The 26056-nt window shown below is 67.0% G+C and carries 31 protein-coding genes; 16 read left to right on the top strand and 15 right to left on the bottom strand.

What is annotated here, in order from left to right; all coding sequences use genetic code 11:
- The first annotated feature begins 80 nt into the window (after window positions 1-80).
- Together LX88_RS10615 and LX88_RS10610 are read left to right on the top strand one after the other, a co-directional pair.
- A complete protein-coding gene (locus tag LX88_RS10615; protein ID WP_258947543.1) occupies window positions 81-1658 on the top strand; it encodes a transcriptional regulator in 1578 nt (525 codons plus the stop codon).
- The gene (locus LX88_RS10610; RefSeq protein WP_258947542.1) at window positions 1655-2005 is read left to right on the top strand and encodes a signal peptidase I; all 351 of its coding nucleotides are present in this window, start codon (window positions 1655-1657) and stop codon (window positions 2003-2005) included. Before LX88_RS10615 ends, LX88_RS10610 begins: the two co-directional genes overlap by 4 nt.
- Here LX88_RS10610 and LX88_RS10605 read toward each other — a convergent pair whose 3' ends face one another.
- Window positions 2006-3565, bottom strand: coding sequence for a transcriptional regulator (locus tag LX88_RS10605; RefSeq protein ID WP_258947541.1), 1560 nt, complete (start codon window positions 3563-3565; stop codon window positions 2006-2008).
- 202 nt (window positions 3566-3767) lie between these two features.
- Between LX88_RS10605 and LX88_RS10600 the strand changes: the two genes are divergently transcribed.
- Window positions 3768-4670: a Scr1 family TA system antitoxin-like transcriptional regulator gene (locus LX88_RS10600; protein ID WP_258947540.1), complete on the top strand. Its 903-nt coding sequence runs from the start codon at window positions 3768-3770 to the stop codon at window positions 4668-4670.
- Between the two features lie 675 nt (window positions 4671-5345).
- Here the strand turns inward: LX88_RS10600 and LX88_RS10595 are convergent.
- On the bottom strand, window positions 5346-6947 hold the full coding sequence (locus LX88_RS10595) for a hypothetical protein (RefSeq protein ID WP_258947539.1): 1602 nt from the start codon (window positions 6945-6947) through the stop codon (window positions 5346-5348).
- 112 nt (window positions 6948-7059) lie between these two features.
- Window positions 7060-8088, bottom strand: a complete 1029-nt coding sequence (locus tag LX88_RS10590) for a YaaC family protein (RefSeq protein ID WP_372511260.1) — start codon at window positions 8086-8088, stop codon at window positions 7060-7062.
- 739 nt (window positions 8089-8827) lie between these two features.
- On the opposite strand from LX88_RS10590, the gene LX88_RS10585 reads away from it, so the two are divergent.
- The 4 genes from LX88_RS10585 (at window position 8828) to LX88_RS10570 (ending at window position 11539) form a co-directional block, all read left to right on the top strand.
- Window positions 8828-9469, top strand: coding sequence for an RNA polymerase sigma factor (locus tag LX88_RS10585; RefSeq protein WP_258947537.1), 642 nt, complete (start codon window positions 8828-8830; stop codon window positions 9467-9469).
- 34 nt (window positions 9470-9503) lie between these two features.
- Window positions 9504-10157 (top strand): hypothetical protein, encoded by a 654-nt coding sequence (locus LX88_RS10580; RefSeq protein WP_258947536.1) that lies wholly within the window; start codon window positions 9504-9506, stop codon window positions 10155-10157.
- Window positions 10158-10280: 123 nt separating this feature from the next.
- Window positions 10281-10550 (top strand): hypothetical protein, encoded by a 270-nt coding sequence (locus LX88_RS10575; protein WP_258947535.1) that lies wholly within the window; start codon window positions 10281-10283, stop codon window positions 10548-10550.
- Between the two features lie 89 nt (window positions 10551-10639).
- On the top strand, window positions 10640-11539 hold the full coding sequence (locus tag LX88_RS10570; protein ID WP_258947534.1) for an NADP-dependent oxidoreductase: 900 nt from the start codon (window positions 10640-10642) through the stop codon (window positions 11537-11539).
- Window positions 11540-11572: 33 nt separating this feature from the next.
- On the opposite strand, the gene LX88_RS10565 is transcribed toward LX88_RS10570, so the two are convergent.
- The 5 genes from LX88_RS10565 to LX88_RS10545 form a co-directional block, all read right to left on the bottom strand.
- Window positions 11573-12550 carry an NAD(P)-dependent alcohol dehydrogenase gene (locus LX88_RS10565; protein ID WP_258947533.1) on the bottom strand — a complete coding sequence of 326 codons (978 nt, stop codon included), beginning with the start codon at window positions 12548-12550 and terminating at the stop codon, window positions 11573-11575.
- On the bottom strand, window positions 12547-13224 hold the full coding sequence (locus LX88_RS10560; protein ID WP_258947532.1) for a DUF2306 domain-containing protein: 678 nt from the start codon (window positions 13222-13224) through the stop codon (window positions 12547-12549). Before LX88_RS10560 ends, LX88_RS10565 begins: the two co-directional genes overlap by 4 nt.
- 95 nt (window positions 13225-13319) lie before the next feature.
- Window positions 13320-13991 (bottom strand): response regulator, encoded by a 672-nt coding sequence (locus LX88_RS10555; RefSeq protein WP_258947531.1) that lies wholly within the window; start codon window positions 13989-13991, stop codon window positions 13320-13322.
- Entirely contained in the window at window positions 13988-15124 is a 1137-nt protein-coding gene (locus LX88_RS10550) for a sensor histidine kinase (protein WP_258947530.1), read from the bottom strand. Before LX88_RS10550 ends, LX88_RS10555 begins: the two co-directional genes overlap by 4 nt.
- A 132-nt stretch (window positions 15125-15256) precedes the next feature.
- Complete coding sequence (locus LX88_RS10545; RefSeq protein ID WP_258947529.1) at window positions 15257-15619, bottom strand: cupin domain-containing protein; 363 nt, start codon at window positions 15617-15619, stop codon at window positions 15257-15259.
- A gap of 123 nt (window positions 15620-15742) precedes the next feature.
- Between LX88_RS10545 and LX88_RS44765 the strand changes: the two genes are divergently transcribed.
- Window positions 15743-16636 carry an aminoglycoside phosphotransferase family protein gene (locus LX88_RS44765; protein WP_258947528.1) on the top strand — a complete coding sequence of 298 codons (894 nt, stop codon included), beginning with the start codon at window positions 15743-15745 and terminating at the stop codon, window positions 16634-16636.
- A gap of 12 nt (window positions 16637-16648) precedes the next feature.
- Here LX88_RS44765 and LX88_RS10535 read toward each other — a convergent pair whose 3' ends face one another.
- Entirely contained in the window at window positions 16649-17194 is a 546-nt protein-coding gene (locus tag LX88_RS10535) for a barstar family protein (RefSeq protein WP_258947527.1), read from the bottom strand.
- 33 nt (window positions 17195-17227) lie between these two features.
- The gene (locus LX88_RS10530; protein ID WP_258947664.1) at window positions 17228-17782 is read right to left on the bottom strand and encodes a TetR/AcrR family transcriptional regulator; all 555 of its coding nucleotides are present in this window, start codon (window positions 17780-17782) and stop codon (window positions 17228-17230) included.
- Between the two features lie 113 nt (window positions 17783-17895).
- On the opposite strand from LX88_RS10530, the gene LX88_RS10525 reads away from it, so the two are divergent.
- Window positions 17896-18444 (top strand): hypothetical protein, encoded by a 549-nt coding sequence (locus LX88_RS10525; RefSeq protein ID WP_258947526.1) that lies wholly within the window; start codon window positions 17896-17898, stop codon window positions 18442-18444.
- Window positions 18445-18519: 75 nt separating this feature from the next.
- On the opposite strand, the gene LX88_RS10520 is transcribed toward LX88_RS10525, so the two are convergent.
- Genes LX88_RS10520 through LX88_RS10505 form a run of 4 tightly spaced genes read right to left on the bottom strand, consistent with a single transcriptional unit; the run spans window position 18520 to window position 21313 of the window.
- Complete coding sequence (locus LX88_RS10520) at window positions 18520-19257, bottom strand: zinc ribbon domain-containing protein (protein ID WP_258947525.1); 738 nt, start codon at window positions 19255-19257, stop codon at window positions 18520-18522.
- Window positions 19254-20078 (bottom strand): Nif3-like dinuclear metal center hexameric protein, encoded by an 825-nt coding sequence (locus LX88_RS10515; protein WP_258947524.1) that lies wholly within the window; start codon window positions 20076-20078, stop codon window positions 19254-19256. The genes LX88_RS10520 and LX88_RS10515 overlap by 4 nt, the downstream gene beginning before the upstream one ends.
- Window positions 20075-21070: an Rv2231c family histidinol phosphate aminotransferase CobC gene (gene cobC / locus LX88_RS10510; protein WP_258947523.1), complete on the bottom strand. Its 996-nt coding sequence runs from the start codon at window positions 21068-21070 to the stop codon at window positions 20075-20077. The genes LX88_RS10515 and cobC overlap by 4 nt, the downstream gene beginning before the upstream one ends.
- 36 nt (window positions 21071-21106) lie before the next feature.
- Window positions 21107-21313 (bottom strand): hypothetical protein, encoded by a 207-nt coding sequence (locus LX88_RS10505; protein ID WP_030472678.1) that lies wholly within the window; start codon window positions 21311-21313, stop codon window positions 21107-21109.
- A 247-nt stretch (window positions 21314-21560) separates the two neighbouring features.
- Here LX88_RS10505 and LX88_RS10500 point away from each other — a divergent pair, with 247 nt between their 5' ends.
- The 7 genes from LX88_RS10500 to LX88_RS10470 are packed head-to-tail and all read left to right on the top strand — an operon-like array spanning window position 21561 to window position 25176.
- Entirely contained in the window at window positions 21561-22013 is a 453-nt protein-coding gene (locus LX88_RS10500) for a low molecular weight protein-tyrosine-phosphatase (RefSeq protein ID WP_258947522.1), read from the top strand.
- A complete protein-coding gene (locus LX88_RS10495; RefSeq protein WP_258947521.1) occupies window positions 21992-22723 on the top strand; it encodes a fructosamine kinase family protein in 732 nt (243 codons plus the stop codon). The genes LX88_RS10500 and LX88_RS10495 overlap by 22 nt, the downstream gene beginning before the upstream one ends.
- Window positions 22724-22727: 4 nt before the next feature.
- Window positions 22728-23270 (top strand): DUF1349 domain-containing protein, encoded by a 543-nt coding sequence (locus LX88_RS10490; RefSeq protein ID WP_258947520.1) that lies wholly within the window; start codon window positions 22728-22730, stop codon window positions 23268-23270.
- A gap of 54 nt (window positions 23271-23324) precedes the next feature.
- The gene (locus LX88_RS10485; RefSeq protein WP_258947519.1) at window positions 23325-23780 is read left to right on the top strand and encodes a helix-turn-helix domain-containing protein; all 456 of its coding nucleotides are present in this window, start codon (window positions 23325-23327) and stop codon (window positions 23778-23780) included.
- The gene (locus LX88_RS10480) at window positions 23781-23936 is read left to right on the top strand and encodes a hypothetical protein (RefSeq protein WP_258947518.1); all 156 of its coding nucleotides are present in this window, start codon (window positions 23781-23783) and stop codon (window positions 23934-23936) included.
- 40 nt (window positions 23937-23976) lie between these two features.
- A complete protein-coding gene (locus tag LX88_RS10475) occupies window positions 23977-24336 on the top strand; it encodes a VapC50 family PIN domain-containing toxin (RefSeq protein ID WP_258947517.1) in 360 nt (119 codons plus the stop codon).
- A 21-nt stretch (window positions 24337-24357) separates the two neighbouring features.
- Complete coding sequence (locus LX88_RS10470) at window positions 24358-25176, top strand: SURF1 family cytochrome oxidase biogenesis protein (protein WP_258947516.1); 819 nt, start codon at window positions 24358-24360, stop codon at window positions 25174-25176.
- On the opposite strand, the gene LX88_RS10465 is transcribed toward LX88_RS10470, so the two are convergent.
- Complete coding sequence (locus LX88_RS10465) at window positions 25084-26016, bottom strand: cobalamin biosynthesis protein (RefSeq protein ID WP_258947515.1); 933 nt, start codon at window positions 26014-26016, stop codon at window positions 25084-25086. The two genes, LX88_RS10470 and LX88_RS10465, sit on opposite strands and share 93 nt — an antisense overlap.
- Window positions 26017-26056: the final 40 nt, after the last annotated feature.

The following is a 26056-nucleotide window of genomic DNA, read 5'->3' as shown; positions in this document are numbered from 1 at the left end:
ATCCCATGCAAGACCTATGCAACTCCACCACAAAACCGCAGCAAGTTCCCTGCAAATCGCGCTTCGGGGGTAGCGACGAGATGAGCTTGACCAACGGTTGGACCGGTGCGGACGCGCGCATGTTGCAGGACGCTCTGCGGCTCAGTCAGGAGGCGTTCGCCGAGTACCTCGACGTCCACCCGCGAACGGTCGGCTACTGGCATCAGAAGCCCAGCTCACGACCCAAGTCTGAGATCCAGCAGATGTTGGACACCGCGCTCGATCGAGCGCCCGCAGACGTTCAGGCACGCTTCGCCGAGCTACAGGGCACCAGCACGTCCCCCGCCGCGACCGAGGCAGGCCCAGTCAAGGCGGCGGCCGAGGCCGAACAGCGGCTCGCCTCCGATCCGAACATCGTCGCCGCGCTCGACTGGCTCGACGAGCGCGGCACGCGCGAGCCCGGAACCGCCCGCCGCGCCGTCGCGTCACGGCTCGTACAGGTCGACGTGAATTCCTTGCAGGACAGGGGAAGTCGTCGCGGTCGCATTGATCAGCGCAAGGTCGCGCAGGCTCTCGCGGACTACTACGGCCGTGGTTCCGATGGCTACGGCCGATATGCCGCCCGGTTCGGCGACGTCGAGGCCGACACGAGCGTCTTCACGCGCTCCGACTGGCTCGATCTCAACTGTCCGCTGATCGCGACTCATGACCGTCTCAAGCTGATGCGTGCGGCCGGTGCCGCGCCGGTCTCCCTCGACGAGGAGGCGTTCGACCAGGCCGCTCAGCGTCTGGCCGAGTCGCTCGCACTCGGCATCCGCTTCGTCAACATGCCGCTGTACCGCCTACTTGGCGTCGACATGCGTAGGGAGTCGCTCGGCGGCACGGTCGGGGTCTCATCGTTCGTCGAGTACATCGTGACGATGGATCTCCTCGAAGGTGAGCTGGTCGATGCGCTGGCCAGCGGCGTGCAAGCGGGCGAACTTCCACTTCGTGACCGCTACCTGCCGGATCTCGACACCGTGTTGGACGTCGGCGGACGTCTCACCGCAGGCGGCACGCTCGCGCTGTGCGCGTTCGCTCGACCGGCAGACCCGTTCCGAGGCCCAGCAGACTACGTTCTTCTGGTGCAGGAGCGCTCAGGTCACGTCATCAACGCCGCCCGTCGGCTTGCCGTGATCCCGAAGGGCTTCCACCAGCCGCTGGTGGACTTCCGAGCTGACGCTCAAGTGGGCGCAACACTCCGACGCGAGATGGAAGAGGAACTGTTCGGCCGCCACGACATCGACAACACGGTGGGCGACCAACGCAGCGCCGATCCGATGCACCCGAGCCGCCTCTCCGAGCCGATGCGCTGGCTCCTCGGCGAACCGGGCCGTCTGCGGATGGAGTGCACCGGCTTCGGCCTGAACCTCGTCAGCGGGAACTTCGAGTTCCCGAGTCTGATCGTCGTTGACGACGAGGAGTTCTGGCAGCGCTACGGCGGGCAGATAGAGGCGAACTGGGAGACGGCGAATCTTCGCCAGTACTCCAGTGCCGATGCCGAACTCGTCGAGGAGCTCGCGGCCGACACGGCGTGGAGCAACGAGGGCTTGTTCGCACTCCTGCAAGGGCTTCGCCGACTCAAAGAGATCGGCGGTAGCCGCGTGAACGTGCCAACGATCGAATGGGAGATACGGTGACCGCGAACTGGAGCCAGGGCAACGCTGCGGAGGACGGAAGTTCTACTCGCGGCTGGCTGGTCGGGCACTTCATCGACCCGTCCGAGGGCGTGCGGGCGTCGAAGGACGTCGAGGTCAAGTGGTTCAATCACCCGGCCGGTGACAAGCGTATCGAGTGGACCTCGGACGACCAGCGAACGACCCTGGTTCTGTTGGTACAAGGGCACTTCCGCGTTGACCTGACCGAGGGCAGCGCGACGATGACCCGCCAAGGCGACTACGTCATGTGGGGCCCCGGCATTGACCACTCGTGGGAAGCCGTCGAGGACTCGGTGGTCATGACAGTCCGCTGGCCGTCGCAGACCTGATCAGCCGCCAAGCCGCCACTCGACCGGCGGCAGGCTGACACGGTCGCCGCCGACCTCACTCAGCCGACGCAGACCCTGGAGCAGCGCGAACAGTCCCTCGTTGCTCCAGGTCTCTTGCCTGATCAGCTCGCTTACAAGGTCGCCGTCGAGACTGGAGTACAGCCGCAGTCCGGCCGCCTCCCAGTTGGCCTCGACCTGTCCGCCGAACCGACGCCAGAACTCCTCGTCCTCGATCACGACGAGACTCGCGAACTCATAGTTCCCGCTGACGAGGTTCAGCCCGAAACCCGTACACTCCATGCGCAACCGGGTCGGTTCCTCGGCGAGCCACTTCATTGGCTCCGACCAACGGCCCGGATGCATCGGTACGGCCGGGCGCGCATCGCTAGCGGTCGCATCCACGTCGGGGCGGCCGAACAGCTCCTCTTCCAGCTCTCGCCGGAGTGTGGCCCCCACTGCTGCCTCGGCTCGCACGTCGGTCAGTGGCTGGTGGAAACCTTTCGGGATCACCGCGAGCCGTCCGGCCGCGTTCAACACTTGGCCGGACCGCTCCTGCACCAGCAAGGCGTAGTCTGCGGAACCGCGGACTTGATCATGCGGCCGAGCGATCGCACACAGCGCCAGAACGCCGCCCGCACACACGCGGCCCGACAGGTCATATACCGAGTCAAGACTCGGCAAATGCTTGTCTCGCAGGGGAGTTCGCTGAATGAGACTTCCGATCGAAACCGCATCGGTCAGCTCTCGTTCGAGTAGATCAGCAGTCAGCGCGTACTCGACGAAGGGCACGACGCTGACGCGTCCACAGACCCTCTGGCGGCCGAGGTCGACGCTCCGCAGTCGGTAGAGAGGCAGGTTGGTGAACCGCACGCCGAGCGCGACGGACTCGGCAAGACGTGACATTGCCGCCGATGCTTCGACATCGTCGAGCGGAGCACGACAGCCGTTGTCATCAGCGAGCGTCAGTCGATCCTGCGTACCGTCGAGCGGGCACGCCAAGTCGAGCCAGTCGGCACGGGTGACGACACTGGTCAAGATCTCAGCATCCGCGTAGACGCCTCGGTATATGCCGCGCTCGCCGTAGTAGTCGACAAGCGCGCGAGCGAGGAGCGTCCGCCCGACCCTGGTTCGCCGCGCGCCCGCGTCCAGCAAGTGCCCCAGGTCAAGTTCCGCCAGCCGTGCCCGTACCTTCGATCGGCTTGTTCCGGACTGCCACCCTGCCCGCTCGTCGAGCCAGTCGAGCGCGGCGGCCAACTCGACCGTGTCCCGCTCCGGCCGTTGCTGCTCGACGACCTCAGGTGGTCTCGGCTCTGACAACAGGTCGTCAATACGGACATCGAAGATCCGTTCCAGCAGACGCGCGGTCGCCGGCTGAACGGTCGGTCCTAGCGGCTCACCAGAGGGCTTTCGACCAGCGATAAGCCGCTGAAGATGCCGGACACCGATCGTTCCCGCCTCGTTGTGCTCGCGCGCGAACACCTCGGCGAACTCGACGAACTCCTGGAGTGTCTGACGCCGTTCCCGGATCTTCTGCTCCAGGACTGTCCGGAACGTCCGCAAGTCGCGCCACCTCCCAAGTCACCCATGTCGCCTTCATGTCGCCGCCAGGTCGTTCCGCTGACCAAGTGCTGATGAGACGTTGATTTCAGTTTGACACGGACCGCCTTGCAGCGGTCCCCCGAGCCGTCCGGCGGCGTGGACACCTCCCGTCCGCCTCAGCGCCGCCGGACACCCCACCTCACCAAGGATCTGAGGCCTACCGGTGAAGAACGACTTTCGCGCCTCAATGACAGAGCGGTCCGTTGGGCGAGTTCTGCGCAGATGGCGGGACACCCTCGGCTTGAGCCTTGCGGAAGCCAGCGCGAAAGCCAGATTTTCAAGCGCCAAACTCAGCATGATCGAGAATGCGGTTCAGCCATTGGACCCGCTTGACATCATGGTGCTGGGCCACGTCTACGGGGTGCCTAACGACGCATGGAAGCGAGAGGTTAGGCGCGCTGAACCCGTATCCGACATGCGCACCACTCCGGGCACTCGTACGAACAACGTCACCCTCAATGCAGCCGAGGATGTAGACGACGTCTACCTCGAAGCTACGACACTCCGAATGTTCGGCGCGGACATCATCCCGCGCTGCCTCCAGACGCCCGAATACCGTCTTGCTGCCCGGAAGATGGGTCGCCCCACGTATGTTGCAGACGATGCAATACGGCGAACAGAGGCACATGAACGCTGGATAGAGCGCTTTTGCGCTCCGCAGAATCAACGAGTCGTCGAAGTGCTGCTCACCGAGGACGCCGTTCGGCAAGTCCCTGGCGATCCAGACACTGCGAACGCGACACTCGTCCAGCTAATACAACTATCGGAGCTTGAGCGATTCACTGTTCAAGTTCTGACACGTGAACGGTGCCTCGATTCCCGACTGGCAACTTCATTTATCCACATCGTTTTTCCCCATCGGCAACATAACGACGTCGTCTATGCGGAGGACTCGAAAAACTGCCAATACATCGAGGATCCTTTGGTGTGCCAGTTAGTACTACAGAGTTTTAAAGAACTTCAACGAGCAGCTCTCGATCCGATCCAGTCTGTTGGGCTAATGGCCGAGATCGCGAGTTCGCTGACTTACGATTCAGCCGACCAAGCCACAGCAGGGGAATCTTAGATGGACAATCGAATCTTTGTTGCCCTGCACAGACTGAGTCCTCAAGGACTTGCCCTCAAGCGGCATATTCTCCACCGACTCCAAGAAGCAGCACCAGACTCCTTGATCGCTGCAGAAGTAAGAAGAGGAGGCCCGTCGCGAAACCCTGGGTCCGTCACTTACGCACTGCGAGCGCTCCAACGGATCGGCGCGGTCGAGTTCTTGCCAAGAGACTGCCCATACAAAAATGATCGTTGGCGCCTAAAACCTGCGGCGAACGATGCTGTTCGAGAGTTCCTCAAGGAGGCTCCCCAAGACGAGCAGATAGCCGTTGTCCCACTTCCACTCACCGATCGGCACCGAACAATTCTGGGCCTCCTGCGCGGTTCACCAAACAGATCATTCGCCGTCTCGGAGCTGACAAACAAGATTCCTGGCAGCAATGAAACAACGATCCGAAAACACGCCATGCAACTATTTGAGGCTGGCCATGTTCTGCGCACACTGTCCGACAGCAGCAAACCAGGAATTCCTCGGTACGTGTTTCAACTGAACCCCGCGGCGGAACATTTTTACCGCACTCAGATCGAATAAGGGTGGATACCGCGCCATAGACGCGCATGAGGACCGTCGATCACACAGAGCTTCGGCACGCTTTGAACGAATTTTTGGCGATTTTCTACTCATTTCTGGTACTTAAGGTTCAGGGATCTCACCCAGCTCTACCTCGATATCCGTCCCCTCGCTGGGCACGATCCTGAAGTTCGTCGTACCGCGACGAGTCGCACCTTCTACGAGCTCCGCACTGGGGACGTAAATGACATGTGCGCCAAGCTCAAGATCATTTCCAGCTATTTTCGCAACGTACGGGTCTCCAGTAGACATGCGCAGCGAACCCGGAGTTCGAATAAATGCTTCGCGGATATACTTTGGCTTCTTTGAGCTGACCTTCACATGGTTGATATTGGCGACGACGCGACGGCCCTCCAGCATTTCCACAACGCGGCGCGCTTCCTTTATATCCGTCGCAGTCCACCTGTGAGGCATTGGGAACGGCTCACCCAATACCGCCTGAATCCTTTCGAGATCTTCCGCAAACTGCACGACCTCGGCAGGTATCGAGATACTCTCTGGAGCCGGAATAGGTCTGGTCGTCAACTCATCGAGTGAAACGGTAATTGTGTTAACTGGCAAGGAGTGTTGCTGAAAACGCAGAATTGGAAGTATTGCGCCCGGCAACCTGGGCTTCGACCACTCGTACGACAAGTTCAAGGTGAAACGCCGATCCTCAGGAATGACCTTGAGTTGAACCTTGACAACTCCCGAAAGGTCCGAGCCGAAGATCGTGATTCCCCTTGTTCCCGCGACGCGCGTGGACCAGCGAATTGGGAGACTCGCCAAACGCTTCCCTATAGGATCTTGAAGTACTATTCGCCCGTTAAGGTCGATCTTCTCAGGCTTGACGGGCCCGATTTGAATGTGAACACTATCGTGACTCGCTTCAAATCCCGGAGGACCAGAGATCACAAAATCGCGTACATCGCTTGGCGAGAGCTCTATCCTTTCACCCCATTCTATCGCTGATTTCAGGCGCTCAATCATCCCCGGTTGCGTGTCGCCCGCTAGCACCGTGAACTGCATCGTAACTGGACTATCTTTCTCTGCATCACGATACTTCGGCCGAAGTCGAGCGTTAACGATCCGACCGTTTTCGACCGAGAAGTCGACCCGGTAAAATGGGTTAGAATCATCTATTTTGGCCGCGAGAAGCTCGATGCGCGGACGGGCAGCTTCCATACCGTGCACTGCGATTTCAGCACATGCTGCTTGTTCCTCCCTTAGTTCGCGGAGAAGATTAACGTACTCTTCCTCGGCGCCCATAAAGTGACGAACGATCGACGGGTGTTGCGCTAGATTAGCCTCTAGCCAATCACCACCCCTCCATACGAGCGGAAACGAGTAATTTCTCGAAACATCCTCGAACCACTCCCGTTCCGTTCGATTCGGGATCATTGGAGTGACGAGCGACCAGGCTGACGGCTTAGATTCCGCTGCAGCATCTAGGCTCTCTAGAATCTTGCGTTTGCGACTTCTAGACTTTGACAGGCGGTCTACATACCACTTTGACTGCCAAATATGAAGCTCATCACCGCTTCGCAACTGGTGGTCTCGCCCGCCGTCACCTCCAGACCCATCGATTCTTTCGGATTCCGGATGAAGAGTACTCAGCAGCGTACTAACGATTTTTTCAAACCGCTCTCCACTGCCGACGTTGACCCAGTTGATTCCATCTTTCACGAGAACTGCCGCTCCTTTTAACTTGAAATTGCCAGAGCCGATAATTTTATGTCACAAAATCGCCCTACCATCCTGCGATTTCAATGAGGCCCTGTGACCGCGTCAGCCACCACTAAGACTTCCCGGCGACTTCAATGATTGTCCTATGTATAAGTTCCGGCACGACCGCCAGAGAGCGATCCAGAAGGTACTCAATGGGTGCGGCGTCGTTACTTTCACTTACTGACGTTCTCTCAACCCATACCCGTGGCTCGTACCTAGCCAGCATGGACAACGCGTAAAGCATTGACCACCATATAAGAAATGGATGAGCCGCCAGGTCGCTCCCCCCAATTTTTGGGAAAGCACATACCATGCCTCGATAGTCGACCGTATGCTCCCTCAATGCCGCTTCCTCCGCGCCACTGACGCGTCGATCTGCTACCCACTCGATCTGAATTAGCGCGTTTCCGTCCGAGTCAAACCTAGGCTTGAGACGATCGCCATCCGACTCGGGAAATCTCCAGCTTCCTAAGGTTGGATATCTCCCAAGGTAATTGCCTATCCTTGCCCGCTCGGCGGCTACGTCTTCCGGCGTCAGCGACTCTGGCACCGAGCCATCAGGCGCTAAGCACAGCAGGTTACGCGGCACAGGATGAACTTCAATAGGCACCGCATCCATTGTTCTTATGATACTTGGCGACGCAATTGAGACCTGAAGAGGAATCAGATTGCGAGGCTGATCGAGCGGGAACCGCAGACTTTCGGGCAGAAGGCCCCAGATGTCGCCAAACCTTGTGGGATCGAAGTATGACGCGGCCTCAAGGATACCCGCAAGCTGCGGAAAAGCTCCCGAATCATGGTTGACGAGAGAAAGTTCAGCCAGTCGAGCATTCTTCCCAATCTCCTCCATGTTGTTTGCCACACGTATTCCATGACCAGAGATTCGGTACCCTTTATTGTCGACATTTCCAGCGGCAGCCGCGACTGCTCTACCTGCCTGCGAAATTCCGTAGAACGCAAGCAAGGGTCGAGACGCTGGGCCGACGTTAGATGCGGCGGTAAAGAGTTGTTCCGCTTGCTCTAATGCCGCTCCAAATGTGTCTTTTCGATGCCCTCTGGTTGCTCGACCAGGCGGATTCCACCGAAGACTGCGTAGCATCTGCCACGCAATCTTCGGTGGAGTAGTCTGCAAGTCAAGATAGGTTTGCCCGTACATTCAGACCCTCACAATGGACGCTCGGCGGCTGGACAGTTACTCGCCCTGGTTCTACACCCAACTTATGCCGGAGTTGAAGAGGACGCGCCAGCGCGACCGAAGTCCTTGGATCTATATACCAAGATGCGCGTCCACCGTGGACAATCTCGAACCCGCCGGAGTTCTAGTTTGCGCAGGTAACAACGCCAGCAGGAGCCGACCATGTGCAGCGCCCGCTGCTGCACCGCCGCCCTGCACAGGAACAACTGCCTCATCAGTTACCTCGTCCCGTCCGGCGTGAGCAGCAGTCGCCCTGGACACACACGCGCCAGATCCTGGGACAGCGGGACGGGGTGCTACCACCCTGTCCCGCTGTCGCCGCTCGGACCGTCTACGCAGCTAGACGATGGGTTTCTGGCTGTCCCGCAGGCTCGTCCCAACTTCTCACACTCATAGGACGGCTGGGACGGGTCTCGACCTACATCAGGCGTGTGCTTAGCGTGCAAGATCGTCCTCGGACACTGAAAATGATCAAGCAAATGAGGTCGCCGATAAGGCGGCCTCATTTGCTTTGTCGTACGTCCGCTTGATCCGGGTGCATCCGCTGACCTGCGGGGAGTGGACGCTCCACAGTGGACGGGCCCGCCTCCGCCCGGACGGCGAAGACTTGGCATCGGGCGAATAGTCGTTCAGGATGCCGCGCGTGCAGAGTGCGGCGAGGTTCGGCGACAGCGGTGAGATCTCCGGTGTCGCGTGGTCGATGCGCCGCGCGGATCCCGGGAACCCCGCTGGGGACACGGTCCTCGCGGCAGCGCGCCGAGGTGACGAGGACGCCTTCCGCGCCCTCTACCGGGACATCCAGCCGAAGCTGTTGCGGTACCTCCAGGTGCTGGTCGGAGCCGATGCCGAGGACGTGGCGTCCGACGCCTGGCTGCAGATCGCGCGGGACCTGGGATCGTTCCGCGGGGACCTCGACGGGTTCCGCGGCTGGGCGACCACGATCGCCCGCAACCGCGCGATGGACCACCTGCGCCGTCAGCAGCGCCGGCCGGTCGTGCACGGGACCGTCGAGGACGTCGCCGAGCCCGCTGGGCCGGAGGACACGGCTCAGGCGGCGCTGGACTCCGCGGCCACCGACGCCGCGCTGGCCCTGATCGCCGGGCTGCCGCGGGACCAGGCCGAGGCCGTGCTGTTGCGGGTGGTCGTCGGGCTGGACGCGAAGACCGCGGCCAAGGTGCTCGGCAAGCGGGCCGGGGCCGTGCGCACCGCGGCGCACCGCGGGCTGCGCGCGCTGGCCGAGCACCTCGCCGCAACGTCCCCACCAGGGCCGACATCGTCGGAGTGACAAAAAATCGGGCCCTGACGCTGAAGGACATGAGATGAGCACCCACCGATCCCGTCGCATCGACCGGCGTACCGCGGAGCAGCTGCTGCGCGCTGCGCCTGGCGGGCTGCCGGTCGCCGGGCACGACCGGCTGAGCGACCTGCTCGCGGCGGCGGGTGCGCCTGCCCGCGACCAGGAGCTGGCCGGTGAGCGGGCTGCCATGGCAGCGTTCCGCGACGCTCGTCTCGCTACCGCCCCTCAGCGATGGAGGCCCCGGATGCTCAAGGCCGCACTGGCGAACCTGCTCGCTGTGAAGATCGCCGGTGTCGCGGTGCTGACCGCCGGCGGCATCGCGCTCGCCGCCGCGGCGGGCACGTTGCCCGGTCAGCAGCGCGAGGAACCTGCCGCGCCTGCCGGTACGACCGTCGTCAGCACGACGTCCGCCACCACCGCCGCGCCGTCGAAGGGGCCGGAGCAGAAGCCCGACAACAGCGCCTCTCCCTCGCCGTCGCTCAAGGGCCTGTGCCAGGCCTACACGGCGGGCGCGGGTTCGGAACACGGCAAGGCGCACAACAACCCGGCGTTCAGCGCCTTGATCACGGCCGCGGGCGGCGCCGAACGGGTGCCCGGCTTCTGCGCCGACCTGCTCGGCGAGAAGCCCGGCAAGTCAGACCACACGCCTGGCAAACCCACTCGCTCGAACCGCTGACGCGCCACGACATGCGGGCGACCCGACCGCCCCTCACCGGGTCGCCCGTTCCGGACGGGCGGCGGCCTGTGACCGACGCCGCCGCTCGTCCACCCTTTCCGCCGCCCAGAAGTGGAGGAGCCCGTGACCGACGCCTGTCCGCACGCTTTGTCCGCCGGCAGCTACCTGCTCGGTCTGCTCACCGCCGAGGAGACCCACGAGTTCCGGCAGCACTGCACGAGGTGCTCGCACTGCCGGGAGGAGCTCGTGGACCTGATGCCCGGTGCCCTCTACCTCCAGGAGCTCAGGGCGGACGTCCTCGCGGCCGGGCGGGGCCCCTGCACGGACCGGCCCTTCCTCTCCACGGTCGTGGCACGGGAACCGAGGTGGATCGCCGGCTGCGGCACGGCCTGACCCGCTGCTGACGCGCCGGAAGTCGCGTCCGGGGTCACACTGGTTGCCGCTCAGCTGGGGGAATCCCTTCGGCCGAAAGGCAGACCGCCATGCGTGCAGTTCGTTTCCACGAGTTCGGCGACCCGCACGTCCTCACCGTCGAGGACGCCCCGGCTCCGCACGCCGGACCTGGAGAGATCCGGATCAGGGTCCAGGCCGCGAGCGTGAACCCGATCGACTGGAAGATCCGGGCCGGCTACATGTCCGAGATCATGCCGACCACGTTCCCCGCCACCACGGGGGCCGACGCGACCGGTGTCGTCGACGAGATCGGCGAGGGCGTCACCGGCGTCGAGTCCGGTGACCGGGTGTTCGGCCTGGGGCAGGGCACCACCGCCGAACACGCGGTGCTCACCGCCTGGGCGCCCGTGCCCAGCACCTGGACGGTGGAGCAGGCTGCCGCGGCCGGCCTCGTCTCCGCCACCGCCATCGCCGCCCTCAACGCTCTCGGTGACCTCACCGGCAGGACCTTGCTCATCGAGGGCGCCGCCGGTGGCGTCGGTTCCGCCGCCGTGCAGATCGCCACCGCTCGTGGCGCCACGGTGATCGGCACCGCGAGCGAGGCCAACCACGACTTCCTCCGCGAACTCGGCGCGACACCCGTCACCTACGGCGAAGGTCTGGCCGAGCGGGTCACCGCGGTCGCCCCGGCCGGGGTCGACGCCGCGCTGGACACCGCCGGCTCCGGCTCGCTCGCCGACATCGTCGCCGTCGTCGGCGACGCCTCGCACGTCGTGACCGTGGCCGACTTCGGCGCCGCCGCCCTCGGCGTCGCGATCATCGCGGGCAACACGAACGCCGCCGTCACCCTCGCGGACGCCTCTCGACTCGGGGAGACCGGGGCCTACACCCCGCGCGTGCAGGCCGGCTACCCACTGGAGAAGGCCACCGACGCACACGCCCACGTCCAGGGCGGCCACACCCGAGGCAAGGTCCTCATCACCCTGTGACGCGCACGCCGCCAACCTTTGTCCGGACACCGATCACACGGTGATGACGACCTTCGCGCGGGCGTGTTCGGTCTCCACGTAGCGGACGGCATCGGGCGCCTCGTCCAGCGAGTAGGTGCGGTCGATGACCGGTGTGAAGCCTCCCGACTCGGCGAGGTGCCGCAGCGCCGTGAGGATCTGCCGGTCGGGCGTCGTGGTGAGCACCAGCAGCCGGTCGCGGGCAAACGGGGCCAGCAGCTTCGCCCTGATGATCAGCCACATCGGCCCGGCGAGGCTGCCGCCGCTGGACACTCCGCCGCCGGAGAGCACGATCGTCCCGCCTGGCGTGAGCGCACGGCGCAACGCGGTCAGCGAGTGGTTGCCGACCAGATCGAGGACCAGGTCGTAACGCGTGCCGTTCCTGGTGAAGTCGTCCTCGGTGTAGTCGACGACGTGGTCCGCGCCTAGTGACGACACCAGTTCGACGTTCCTCGTGCTGCACACGCCGGTCACGGTGGCGCCCGCGGACTTCGCGATCTGCACGGCGAACGTGCCCACGCCTCCGGACGCTCCGTTGACCAGGACGTGTTGTCCCGGCTGGAGGGTTCGCAGTCCCTGCAACGCGGTGTGCCCCGCCAGCGGTACCGCGGCGGCCTGTTCGAAGGTCAGGTTGGCGGGCTTGGTCTCGACGAGGTCTTCGGACACGCACACGTATTCGGCGAACGCTCCGTCGGCGGCGCCGAGGTCGCCGTAAACGTCGTCACCGGGCCGGAAACGCCGCACGTCCCTGCCCACCGCCTCCACCGTGCCCGCGAAGTCGCGGCCGCGGATCTTCCTCCTCGGAGCGGTGACTCCGATGCCGGTGAGCCGGGCCAGGTAGGGGTCTCCGCGCATGACGTGCCAGTCGTACGCGTTGACCGAGGTCGCGTGCACTCGTACTTGCACCTCGTTGCCGGAGGCTGCCGGCGGTTCCACGTCGCGGAGTTCCAGCACGTCGGGTGATCCGTACCGGTCCTGGACCACTGCCCTCATCGGGTCTCCCCGAGCGCGAGCGCGACTCCGGCGCGGATCGGGCGGGCCGGCGACGGCCGGCGGCGGATGATCCACTCCGCCACGGCGGCGTTGACGAGCCAGGCGGCGAGCATCAGCAACGCCTTGCTGAGCCGGTCGGGCGGGCCGACGGCCACGAGCCACGCGGTCAGCGCCACCGCCTGTGTGGCGGCGCCGAGCCCGACCGCGAAACCGCGGATCATCCAGGCGCGGTGCCGGGTGACGTCTCGGCGGAGGATGGCGGCGACACCGAGGGCGAGGAACACCATCCACGCCGTGCCGAACACCAGCCGGACGCCGGTGAGCAGGGCGCCCACGTCGTCGGGCTTGGGGTAGAAGACGGTCATCCACAGACCTGACAGCGCCCCTACCAGTCCACAAAGGACCAGAAGTCTTCCTGCGGCGCGATGCCATCCCGGTCTGCGGCGGCGGAAGCCGGGAGCGAACTGGAACGCACCGAGGATCGAGTACACGCTGACGGTGACGGCGTGCACCACCACGGGCACGGGTGAGGCGAAGAACCGCGCGTTGTCCGGTGTGATCTCCGCGCCGCCGCCCAGCTCGGCCAGCCGCAGGACGCCGCCGAGCACCGGGATGACGCTGAACAGGATGATCGCGGCCGGGATGAGCTTGTCCAGCTTGGTGGAGGAAGGCATGCGTCAGATCGTGCTGCCTGCGGTGGTGCCGGCTCATCGGCACATGGGCCCCGATCGTCCCGGCCGATGGTCCGACCCGCTCGTCGTACTTTCGGCTACTGACGCCGGAGTCCACTCCGGACGCGCTTGGTCTCGTAGGCCCAGATCGCGATCTCGACGCGGTTCCTGGCACCGATCTTGGCCATCAGGCTGGCGACGTGGCTCTTGACGGTGCTGAGCGCGATGTGGAGGTCCTTGGCGACCTCGCTGTTGGTGCGCCCGCCCGCGACTGCGGCGAGGACCTGCTCCTCGCGTTCGGTGAGCGGGTCGATCGGCTGCCCGGCGCGGCCGTCGGGACCGGTGTCCGCGAAAGCCTCGATCAGCCGGGCGGTGACGCTGGGGGCGATCAGGGCGTCGCCGGAGGCCGCGGCGTGGACGGCCTGGGTGAGCAGGGCGGTGCCGGCGTCCTTGAGCAGGAAACCCCTGGCGCCCGCGCGCAGTGCGGCGTAGACGTACTCGTCGAGGTCGAACGTGGTGATCACGACGACGGCGAGCGGGTCGGCGACGCCGGGGCCGGCGAGCAGGCGGGTGGCCTCGATGCCGTCGGTTCCGGGCATGCGGATGTCGAAGAGGCACACGTCCGGCCGCAGCCTTCGGGCCAGTTCCACGGCCTGCGTCCCGTCCGGCGCCTGGCCGACGACCTCGATGTCCGGCTGCGCGTCGAGGATCATCGAGAGTCCTGTGCGGACGATCTCCTGGTCGTCCGCGACGACGACGCGGATGCTCATGCGCGCACCCCGGTGAGCGGCAGCACGGCGGTCACGGTCCAGCCCCGGCCGGCGTTCGGGCCCGCCTCGCAACTGCCGCCGAGCAGGCCGGCGCGTTCCGTCATGCCGATCAGCCCGTGCCCCAGGGCCGCGGTGCCGCGGAGGGTGCCGGTGTCGCCGTCGTCGCTCACCCGGAGGCGGACCGACGAGTCGCCGACGGTGACCCTCACCTCGATGCGGGTGGCGTGCCGGGCGTGCCGCCGCGCGTTGGTGACCGACTCCTGGGTGAGCCGGTAGATCGCGGTCCCCACCGATCTCGGGAGGTCGTCGACGGCCCCGTCGATCCGCACGTCGACCTCGGGTCCGGGCCCGCCTGGGCTCGCGAGGCGTTCGATGTCGGTGACGGTCGGGCTGGGTGCCAGGTCCGCGGGTTCGTTGTGGCGCAGGGCTCGCACCATCGTGCGCATCTCGGCGAGCGCCCGCGACGCCTCCGACTCGATGAGGCTGAGCGCCTCGACCGCCGCCTCCGGCCGCGACGCCACCGTCGCGAGCCCCGCCTGTGCCCGGATCGCCATCGCCGACACGTGGTGCGCCACCGTGTCGTGCAGGTCCCGTGCCAGCCGTTCCCGTTCCAGCAGCTTGACCTGGTCGAGCTCCCGTGCCCGCGCCCGTCCCCGGTAGCGCACCGCGGCACCGAGTGCGCACGCCGCCCCGAGGACGGCGCTGCCGCCCACCGTCTCCCCCAGGCTGACGAAGCCGAGCACCGCCGACAGCCCGACCTTGCCGAGCATGATCGCCAGCCCGACCACCGCCTCACGCCCGGAACCCCACCGGAACAGGGAGAACGGGAAGAGCACCATGAACACCATCACGGTGAGTTCAGGCTCGCCCCCGAACACCAGCGAGGCGACCGCGGCCGCACCGAACGCGACGGCGACCACGAGCAGCGGCCTGCTCCGGCGCAGCAACAACAGCGGCAACAGCCCCGCCGCCAGGACCAGCGAACCGGCCCGCGCGCTCAGGTCCGGCCGCAGCACCACCTCGAGCACCGCAACGGGCAGGAGCACGGCGACGAGCGCCCAGTCCCACCACAGCCGCGCCGCCGCACGCACCGGCCGGGGCTCTTCCCACACCGACCGCAGAAGGGCGAACACGTCCTCATCGTACGAGAGCCGGTACCGGGACAGATCCGTCCGAAGTACTAGAACCCGGCCGCCGGAGCCGGTCGAGCGGGCCGCAACGCCGGAGAGTCCCAGCCCGCTCCCCCGTCACGCCTTCGCCCGGGATCACCGCTTGGCGTAGTCGTCCATGCCCTGCCAGTCGACGATGACGCACGGTTCGTCACCGACCGTCCACGCGTCGTGGCCCGGCGCGGCCATCATGAAGTCACCCGAGCCGATCTCGGCCTCCTCGCCGTCGTCCATGACGATCTTCATCCGGCCGGACACGACGTAGCCCTTGTGGGCCACCTGGCAGCTGTCGGTACCGGCGATGGGCTTCACGTGCTCGGCCCAGTGCCAGCCCGGCTCGAACACCGCGCGGCCGACGGCGCCGGCCTCCGAGTTGATCAGGTCGAGATGACCCGTGCTCTGCTCGAAGGGACGGGTCTCCTCGGGCTTGTCGAAACTCTTGACCAGCAGACCGGACATGACGAACCTCCTGAATAGACCGATCAGCCAGCGGAACACGTCTTCGACGACCGTGCTCGCCGCAGACGACCCGAACCACCGGGCCGAAATACCCGAACTCGGACGGTCAGGTGCCGGGCACGCGTGGTGGTCACCCGCCCGGACGGTCACGAAGTCGTCCGGTTGCAGGTTCCGGACATGATCAAGGCCGCCCCGGACCTGCTGGAGATCGCGTCCGCCCTGCTGCCCGGCACACGCCTGGACGACGCCCTCGTCGCGCCCGACGGCGACATCCACCGCGTGCTGCTGATCCCGGGAGCCGCCGCGGTCAGAGTCAGCAAGCGCCCACTGGCCGCCGCGTCCATGCCCCGCCGCGTGGAGGTGTTGCGACACATGGCTTCCGCGGGTCTGCCGTTCCAGGTGCCGGAACCGCTCACGCCCGTGACCACGTTCGGGGACCAGGCCGCCGTCGCCGTGTCGTGGATCGGCGGCACCGCTCTGCCGCAGGGCGCCGGCGATCCGGCGCAGGTGGCCGAGGTGCTGGAGGCCGTGCGTTCCGTGCCGCTCGATGATGCGCTGTTGGAGGTCCTGGACGACCGGGCGCGGGGTCCGTCGTGGTCGGAGATCATCGCCGGGGAGATCCGTTCCCCGCCTGCCCGCTCGCTGGCAGGCCGAGGGCCAGGCACGCCTGGAGGCCTGCCTGGTCCTGGAGCCGGTGCCGGATGCGCTGGTGCACGGCGATCTCAGCGGTTCGAACGTGCACTGGTCGGCGGACGGGGAGCTGCTCGGCGTCCTCGACTGGACATGGCCATGCCCGCCGACCCCGCCATCGACGCCGCGCTGATGGCCTGGCACGGCTGGGAGAGCGTGCGGCGTGCCGTCTCCGCCTCCACGTACCGCCGTGCCCGCACGTGGGACGCGCTGTTCGGCGTCGAGCATCTGGTCGCCACGATGAACGGACGGCCTATGACCAGTCCGGACGGCTTCGTCTCCGCGATCGTGCCCTGGTTGGAGGCCAACGTTCCGATGAGCCGCTGACGCCCCGCGAGTTCACCTGGGCTGCGAGCAGACGAGCAGGCGCCCGCCGGATTCCCGGACCACCAGGTCCTCCCGCACCGCCAGCAGCTCAGCCACGTCTCCGACACCTCGCCGATTCACGAAGAACACGAAGTGCAGCGGAAACGGCGGACGGTCTCGCGGCAGGTCGTCCGCGTCGAGGGAGAGGTTCGCCCGCTCGGCCGCCTCGCAGAGCATGGAGAGCAGCGTGGGGAAGAAGGTCCGGCCGACCAGGACGTCGGACTCCTCGGTGACGACGACAACAGGCAGCAGACCGTGCCCGCTGCTGTGGAGGTCGTCGAGGCAGTCCACGAGCGCGTACCAGTTGTGGCCGAAGTACGAGGGGAAACCGAGCTTGTCCGCGAACTCGCGGAACAGGCCGGCCTCATCGGTCATCTTCGCGGAGTCCAGCCGCTGGACGACGCCGCCGGACTCGAGCGCCGACACCTGCTCCCGCACCGAGCGGTCGCCGTCGTGCGCCACCACGACCCAGGGTTCGACCGGTGTCGTGAAGTCGACCGGCGTCATGGAGTTGGTCACCGGACTTCCCCCGTTCTCAAGCGATTCCGTGGTTCAGCCGCGTGCCCGGAGAATGCCTTCCACCGCTTCGAGGAGGGTGTCGCCGATCGGATCGGGATCCGAGAGGCAGCCGGCCGCCATCGCGCCATCGCGCAGCATCACGAAATGCCTGCCGTCGCGCTCCGCGGGAGCGTCTCCCACGCGGGCGAGCAGGGCTGTGACGGTGTCGAGGAACCATTGGCGGTGCGCCAGCACCGCCTGGTGCACCGGGTGTCCGGGGTCGGCGTACTCCGCCGCGGCGTTGAGGAAGGCGCAGCCGCGGAACTCCTCCAGGCGGATGTGCGCGGCGATTCCTCTCGCGACGGAACGCACGGCGTCCGCGTCGTCCGCCGCCGCTGCCACGCCCGCTTCGACGTTGCGGCGGGTCGCGTCGTCGGCCTCGGCCAGGTAGGCGAGGACGAGGTCCTCCTTGCCCGCGAAGTGGCGGTACATCGTCGCGCGGGTCACCTTGGCCTCGGCGAGGATGCGGTCGACTCCGACGGAGTGCAGGCCCTCCGCGTAGAACAGCCGGCCGGCTGTTCCCAGCAGGCGGTTCCTGGCGTCGGACACGGTGCGGGTCACCTTTCCGACGGTAGCAGAGAGAACGTTCGGTCTTGACAGGTGCGAGGTCAGCTGACAGCCTCGAAGTAGAAAGAACGTTCTCCCTACTTCAAGGACACCCCGTGAGCATCGACGCAGCGTCACCCGCAGGCCTGGCCCCCGCCCTCCGCACGCTCTACCTCGTTCGCTTCGGGTTCGCGGTCGTGTGGGCGGTGCTGCTGTTCCTCACCGCGACGGAGATCGGGCCGGTCAGCGGCACGTTGCTGGTGCTCTACCCGCTCTTCGACGTGGCCGCGGTCGTCGTCGACAGCCGTGCGGCACGCGCCGGCCGGGCCTCCGCGGCCCTCTACGCCAACATCGCGGTCAGCACGCTCGCGGCGGCGGGCCTGGCGTTCGCGGTGACGTCCGGCATCCCGGCGGTGCTGCAGGTGTGGGGTGTGTGGGCCGTCGTGTCCGGTGTGGCTCAGCTCGCCGCGGGCGTCGTGCGCCGCAGCCTCGGCGGGCAGTGGCCGATGATCATCAGCGGTGCGATCTCGACGCTCGCCGGGACATCGTTCTTCCTGCAGGCGAGCGCTCCGGACGCGACGTTGCGCAACCTCGCGGGCTACGCGGCGATCGGTGGGGTGTTCTTCCTCGTCTCCGCGCTGCGGCTGCGGCGCAGTGGCGAGTGAGAGGCGCTTCGGAGACGAAAAAGGCCCGGTAGGAACAGAGAACTGTTCCTACCGGGCCCGCGTTCGTCCGGCGACTCAGACCTTCGGTTCCGCGATGCGGACCAGGATCGTGCCGCACTCTTCACAGCGCACGATCTCGTCCGCCGCCGCTTCCTTCAGCTTCGACACCGCACCGCTGTCCAGCTCGATCCGGCACGCCCCGCACCGGCGCGACTGGAACGGCGCGGCGCCGATACCGCGCTGCACGCGCTGGCGGTCGTAGAGCTTCAGCAGCTCGTCCGGGAAACCCTTCGCCATCGCCGAGCGGTCGGCGGTGCGACGGGTCTCGGTCGACTCCAGGTCGGCGAGAGCGGCGTCACGGCGGCGCGTGGCGTCCTCCAGCGTCTCGCGGGCCTTGTCGAGCTCCACGCGCGCGAAGGAGGCGTCGGCGTCGACGGCTTCGCGGCGTTCCATCAGTTCCAGCAGGTCGTCTTCGAGGATGCCCTGACGACGCTGGATGGTGGCGAGCTCGTGCTCGAGGTCGGTGAGCTGCTTGGAGCCGACGGAGCCGGACTGCATCAGCTTGCGGTCGCGCTCACCGCGGGCACGGACCTGGTCGATCTCGGTTTCCTGGCGCTTCACGTCGCGGTCGAGGTCGGTGAGCGTCGTCTCGACGGCCACCAGCGCGTCCTGCTTGGCGCGCACCTGCTTCTCGACCTCGTTGATCTCCGTGATCTCCGGCAGCGTGCGGCGGCGGTGGGTGACACGCGCCAGTTCGGCGTCGACCGCGGCCAGGTCGAGCAGCCTGCGCTGCACTGCGGGATCGGCTTTCACGCATGTCCTCCTACTGCTGTGCTCGTCGCACCGACGGTCCACGGGTCGGTCCGGCGGGTGGAGACGAGTACGTCGACCCTACCGCCGAAGGCAGACCGCAGGATCTCCGCCGCCTGCTCGCACCACGGCCACTCGCTGGCCCAGTGCGCCACGTCGACCAACGCGGGCCCGCCGGACTCGACGTGCTCGCTCGCCGGGTGGTGCCGGAGGTCCGCGGTGACGTAGGCGTCGACGCCGGCCCGCTTGACCGCGTCCAGGAAGCCGTCTCCGGCACCACCGCAGACCGCGACCCGCTTGACCATGCGTTCCGGGTCTCCTGCCGCCCGGACGCCCTGGACGGTCACGGGCAGCGCGTCGGCCACGCGCTGGGCGAAGGCCCTGAGCGGCTCGGCCTCGGGGAGCTCGCCGATGCGCCCGATGCCCGTGTCCTCCGTCAGCGCGGCCTCGAGCGGGCCCGTGACCGTCAGCCCGATGGCCTTCGCGAGCGCGTCCGAGACACCCGGCGACGCCGAGTCGGCGTTGGTGTGCGCGCAGTACAGGGCGGCGCCGTTGCGGATCAGCTTGTGCACCAACGCACCCTTGGGGTCGTCGGCCGGAACACCGTTGACGCCCTTGAGGAGCAGCGGGTGGTGCGCGAGCACGAGCTGCGCGCCCCGTTCGACGGCCTCGTCCACAGTGGACGACGTCGGGTCGACGCAGACCAGGACCCTGGCGACCTCCTCTTGGGGATCACCGCAGACCAGGCCGACCGCGTCCCACTTCTCGGCGGTATTCGGCGGATACGCGGACTCCAGGACCGAGATCACGTCGGCGAGCTTCACGCCAGTTCCTCCATCACGACGCGCAACGCGTCCACGAACACAGCGAACTCCTCGGGCGGCCGGATCGCCACGCGCAGGTACGTGTCGTCGAGCCCGGGGAACGTGTCGCAGCGCCGCACCGCGATCCCCTTGTCCCGCAACGCCCGTCGTACACCTCGCGGCGCCCTGATCAGCAGGAACGGCCCCTTCGGCGCAACGACGACGAGGTCTTGGAGCTGCTCCAGCGCATGCGCGGCGTACTGCTCGGCCTCCAGCGCGAACCGCGCGGACTGCTCGAGCGCCTCCGGTTCGCAGCACGCCGTGATCGCCTCCAGCGTGAGACTGCCCACTGGCCAGTGCGGACGGCCGTGCGCGAGCCTCGCCAGAGTCTCCGGGTCGCCGAGGAGGTAGCCGGCGCGCAGCCCCGCGAGACCCCAGGTCTTGGTCAGGCTGCGCAGCACCAGCACACCGGGGTCGTGCGCGAGCGACTCGGGCTCGCCGGGGACGGCGTCCATGAACGCCTCGTCGACGACCACGCGGCCGGGCAACGCCTTGAGCGCGGCGGCCTCGTGCAGCACGGACGTCGGGTTCGTGGGGTTGCCGATGACGGTGAGGTCGGCGTCCGAGGTCACGTCCCGCAGGCGGAAGTCGCCGTCGAGCAGCACGTGGTCGACCGGAATTCTGGCATCGCGAAAGGCCACCTCGGGCTCGGTGAACCCGGGGTGGACGATCGCGGCACGGCGCGGCGCGAGCTTCGGCAGCAGCGCGAAGCCCTCCGCGGCACCGTTGAGCAGCAGAACCTCGTCCGGAGAGCGCCCGTGCCGGCGTGCGACGGCCTCACGAGCACGGTCTTCGGCGAGTTTCGAGGGGTAACGCCCGAGGTCGCCGAGCGCCGCGGCCAGCCGTTCGCGCAGCCAATCGGGCGGGTGCGGCACCCGCACGTTGACGGCGAAGTCTGCGAGGCCTGGTGCGGCGTCGACGTCACCGTGGTGGCGCAGGTCTGGGCTGGTCATCGCCCGAATTCTAGGCGACCGGCTCAGACAGGCGCGTCACTGCATGTAGCGGCGGAGCTCGGTGAGGTGGCTGATCAGCTCGTCCAGCTGGAACGCGTCGAGCTGTGCGGACTCACCGGGCGGGGTGCGGAAGCAGACGCGACCCTTCTCGTTGAGGTACACCTCGAACGCGCGACGGCGCCCGAGGGCGTCGGTGCACCCGATGATCTCCCGTTGCGGGGGCACGTCGGTACCTGTCTGCATGGGCGGCCTCCATGTCGTTTGTCCGTACATCTTGCGACAACGGTTGAGCGTTACCGTGCGGCGGCACCACCTAGGTCGTGTCCCGTGAGTCTCGTCCGCGACAGTCGCGGCCGAGGGCCCCGGAGACGGCACCGCCGCAACACCCGAATACGCCCGGTATGAGGGCGTCGCGGCGGCACCGCCTCCGGGTCTCTCGACCGTGACTCTCATCGAACAGACTTACGGGACACGACCTAGGCTGCGGAACATGCACGTCTCGTTCGTCTGCACCGGCAACATCTGCCGGTCCCCCGTGGCAGCGCTCGTCTTCCGGGAATGGTTGTCCCGGGAAGGATTGTCGTCGGAGGTCCGGGTGTCCAGTGCCGGGACCGGCGGGTGGCACGTCGGCGACCCGGCCGACCCGCGCTCGTTGAAGACGTTGGCGGACAACGGATATCCCGTCGACCACGTGGCCGCGCAGGTCGGCGCCGAGCACTTGGACGCGGATCTGCTGGTGGCTTTGGACTCCGGCCACGCCCGCGCGTTGCGCCGGATGGCCGATCCCGACCGGGTGCGGCTGCTCCGTTCGTTCGATCCGGACGCCGGCGACGTGGACGTGCCGGACCCGTACTACGGCGACGACGCCGGGTTCGCCGAGGTGCTGGTGATGGTCGAGGCGGCGATGCCGGGGCTGGTCACGTGGGTCCGCGAGCGGCTCTGAGGACGAAGCACCAGTCGCCCCGGGCCACCGCCGCCGAGGCGGCGGGCCTGCGGTGGCTGCGCGTCGGCGGCGGCCCGCCGGTCCCCTCGGTGCACAGCGCTTCCGGGGGCACGCTGGTGATCGACGAGATCCCGGCGGGCGAGCCGAATCTTCAGGCGGCCGTGACCTTCGGCCGCCGGCTGGCCGCCCTGCACCTCACGGGAGCCCCGGCGTTCGGCTCCCCGCCTCCCGGCGGCCCGCGAGAAGCCACGATCGGCCTGGCCGAGATGGTCAACGAGCCCGCCCCGGAGTGGCCGGAGTGGTTCGCATCACAGCGAATCGAGCCGTACGCGCGGCAGGCGGGCATCGACGTCGGCGAGGTGTGCTCGCGGATCACCGAACTCTCCGGTCCGCCGGAACCGCCCGCACGGCTGCACGGCGACCTGTGGAGCGGCAACGTGCTATGGGGTGCCGACGGCCAGGTGTGGCTCATCGACCCTGCGGCCCACGGCGGGCACCGGGAAAGCGATCTCGCGATGCTGCAGCTCTTCGGCTGCCCGTTCCTCGACCACGTGCTCGGCGCCTACCAGGAGGTCGCACCGCTGACCGACGGCTGGCAGGCACGGGTGCCGTTGCACCAACTGTTCCCGCTGCTCGTGCACGCCGTGCTGTTCGGCGGCGGATACCGCTCGCAGGCCATGGCCGCGGCACGCGCAGCTTTGCAAGGATGACGTCATGGACCTCACCGGCTGGACGTGGCTCAACGAGCCGCAGAAGTGGTCGCCCACCCCGCTGACCGTGCACGCCGACCCGGGCAGCGACTTCTGGCGCCTCACCGGCAACGGCATCACCCGCGACAACGGCCACCTCTACGCCCTGAGCCTCACCGGCGACTTCACCATCACCGCCACCTTCACCGGCGAGTACGCGGCGCAGTACGACCAGGCCGGCGTCGGGCTGCTGGCCGACGGCGAGACCTGGATCAAGGCCGGGGTCGAGATGTTCGACGGGAAACTGCGGGCCAGCACGGTGGTGACGCGGGGGTTCTCGGACTGGAACCTGGCGCTCGTGGAGCCGTTCGAGCGGTTCACCGTCAGTGCCGAACGCAAGGGTGACGCGGTCTGGGTGCGGTACGGGACCGACGGGCAGGAACCGGCGAACCTGCTGCGTCAGGCGTACTTCCCGCCCGATGTGGAGATCAGGGTGGGGATCATGACGGCGAGCCCCGAGGGCGAGGGGTTCGTGACCCAGTTCCACGAGGTCCAGCTCACCCGATAGCGCGTTGCGCTTGCTTCGAATACTGCGGATACTTCGATCAGGGAGGTGGTGTGGATGAGTGCAGCATTGCAACCGGTACAGCCTGGCAGTGAGGACATCGTCACGGCTGACGCAGCACTGCCCACGGTCAAGGCGTACCTGAACGTCCACCGGGAGAACGATGACCTGGTCCGCGTCCGCGTTGAAGAAGACGGCGAAGTACTGACGCTGCCACGCGCCGCTGTCGAGGTTTTCACGCAGGTGCTCGCCTACATGGCCGCAGGTCATGGGGTGGTCGTGGTCCCCGTTGACGCGGAGCTGACCACCCAACAGGCGGCCGACCTGTTGAACGTCTCCCGGCCGTACCTGATCGGACTGCTCGAAGCCGGTGTGATCGAGTACCGGAAGGTCGGCAAACACCGCCGGATCAAGGCTGTCTCGCTGACGGAGTACCTGCGCAACGACGATCAGCGCAGGCGCCAAGCCGCGGACGAGTTGTCGGCACTCACGCAAGAGATGGGCCTGGCGTAAGTGAGCTTCGTCGTCCTTTACGACGCCAACGTCCTCTACCCGAACACGCTGCGAGATCTGCTCATCCGAATCGCGGCATCTGGTCTCGTCCAGGCGAAGTGGACTGACCAGATCTTGGACGAGGTGTTCAGGAACGTCCGCAAGAAACCGACCTGACCTGGCATGCGACGTGCTCGACCGCACTCGAGTCCTGATGGTGAAGGCCGTCCGAGACTGCCTGGTCAGCGGGTACGAACCGCTGATCCCCATGCTGGATCTGCCGGACCCCGATGACCGTCATGTGCTCGCCGCCGCGATCCGGACCCGCGCTCAGGTGATCGTGACCGACAACCTCAAGGACTTCCCGGAAGAAGCTTTTTACCCCTGGGACATCGAGCCCAAGTCGGCGGACGACTTCGTCAGCGACCAGATCGGGCTCGACGCCAAGGTCGTGTGGAGCTGCGTCCAGCAGATCGCGAACTCGTGGCGCAATCCTCCTGGCACACTCGGGGACGTCCTCGCCTCGCTGGAACGCTGCGGGTTGGTGCGATCAGTGGCCGCACTCAGGGCGCTCTGACCGGTCATCTACCGTGAGGACGTGCGGTTCAAGTTCCTCCTCAAGCCGGGCTGGCTGGCGCTGACCCTGGCCGTCTGGGTGTTCGCGGGTGCCTGCATCTACCTCCTGTCGCCGTGGCAGTTCGGCCGCAACGACGAACGCCAGGAGCAGAACTCCGCCATCACCAAGTCGCTGAAGAGCGATCCCGCCCAGTTCGGCGCGAAGCACGACGAGTGGCAGAAGGTCGAGATCAAGGGCCGCTACCTGCCGGAACTGGAAGCGCTCGCGCGGCTGCGCACGGTTCAGGGTGAGGCGGCGTTCGAGGTCATCACGCCGTTCGAGACCACGACGGGCCACCGGATCCTCGTCGACCGCGGGTACGTGCGGCCGATCAACGGCATCAAGCCGCCGAACTTCGACGCGCCGCCCACCGGCGAGGTCACGCTCATCGGGCTCGCCAGGCCCAACGAGTCGAACGACCAGCCCGCGTTCGAGCAGGACGGCCGCAAGCAGATCTACTCGATCAACAACAACGCGGTCGGGCCGGGCATCGAACCCGGCTACTACCAGCTGATCGAGGACCAGCCGGGTGCGCTGGACACGTTGCCGTTGCCCCGGATCGAGTCCGGGCCGTTCTTCTCCTACGCGCTGCAGTGGATCGCGTTCGGCGTGATGGCGGTCGGCGGCTGGCTGTACTTCACGATCCGTGAGGCGCGGCCGGGTGGCGTGCTCTACGAGGGCAAGAGGAAGAAGAAGTCGATCGCCGAGCTACTTGCGGAAGAGGGCGATGACGGCGCTGACGAAGCCGGCCCCGAAGCCCACCACCCGGGACAGCTCCACGGCACGCGTCACGTGCCCTGAGTCCGGGTTGCGGCCGTGACCGAGGACCGGGCGCTCTTCCACGCCATGCGAGTAGACGGTGCGGCCGCCCAGCCTGATCTCCAGGGCACCCGCGAAGGCCGCCTCCACCTGGCCCGCGTTGGGCGACGGGTGCGCTGACGCGTCACGGCGCCAGGTCTCCAGCGCCTGCGAGGCCGAGCCGCCCACGACCGGTGCGCCGCCGACCGTCAGCAGGGCCGCCAGCCTCGACGGCACCAGGTTCAGCAGGTCGTCGAGGCGGGCCGAGGCCCAGCCGAACCGCAGGTAGCGCGGGGAGCGGTGGCCGACCATGGCGTCCAGGGTGTTGGCCGCGCGGTAGCCCAGCAGACCGGGGACACCGGCGACCGCGCCCCAGAACAGCGGTGCCACTACGGCGTCCGAGGTGTTCTCGGCCACGGACTCCACGGTCGCGCGCGCCAGGCCCGTGGTGTCCAGCCGGGCCGCGTCACGGCCGCACAGGCTCGGCAGCCGCGTCCGGGCCGCGTCCAGGTCTCCGTCGGCCAGTTCCCGGCCCATCGACGTGCCCTCGGTGGCCAGCGAGTTGCCACCGAGCACCGTCCAGGTCGCCAGGGCCGTGGTCGCCGTCTGCAGCAGCCAGTGCCTGCGCGACGCCCGTTCCACCGCCACGCCGAGAGCCACGGTGCCGCCGACGAGAACGGCGGAGTAGACGGTCCCGGCGGCCTGCGAGTCGGCGTACAACCGCTTCTCGAGGGCCGCGGCGGACGAACCGAATGCCGCTACCGGGTGAAATCGGCGCGGATCGCCGAACACCGCGTCCGCGGCCACGCCCAGCAACAACCCCAACGCGCGCCCCGCACCCACGGCATCCTCCCCAGCTCGTCGAAGGCACGGTAGCGCCGCG

It is taken from the genome of Lentzea californiensis (assembly GCF_024648825.1).
GTDB lineage: Bacteria > Actinomycetota > Actinomycetes > Mycobacteriales > Pseudonocardiaceae > Lentzea > Lentzea californiensis.
Note: the sequence above shows the minus strand (reverse complement) of the source record. Positions and strands in the feature narration are given on the sequence as shown.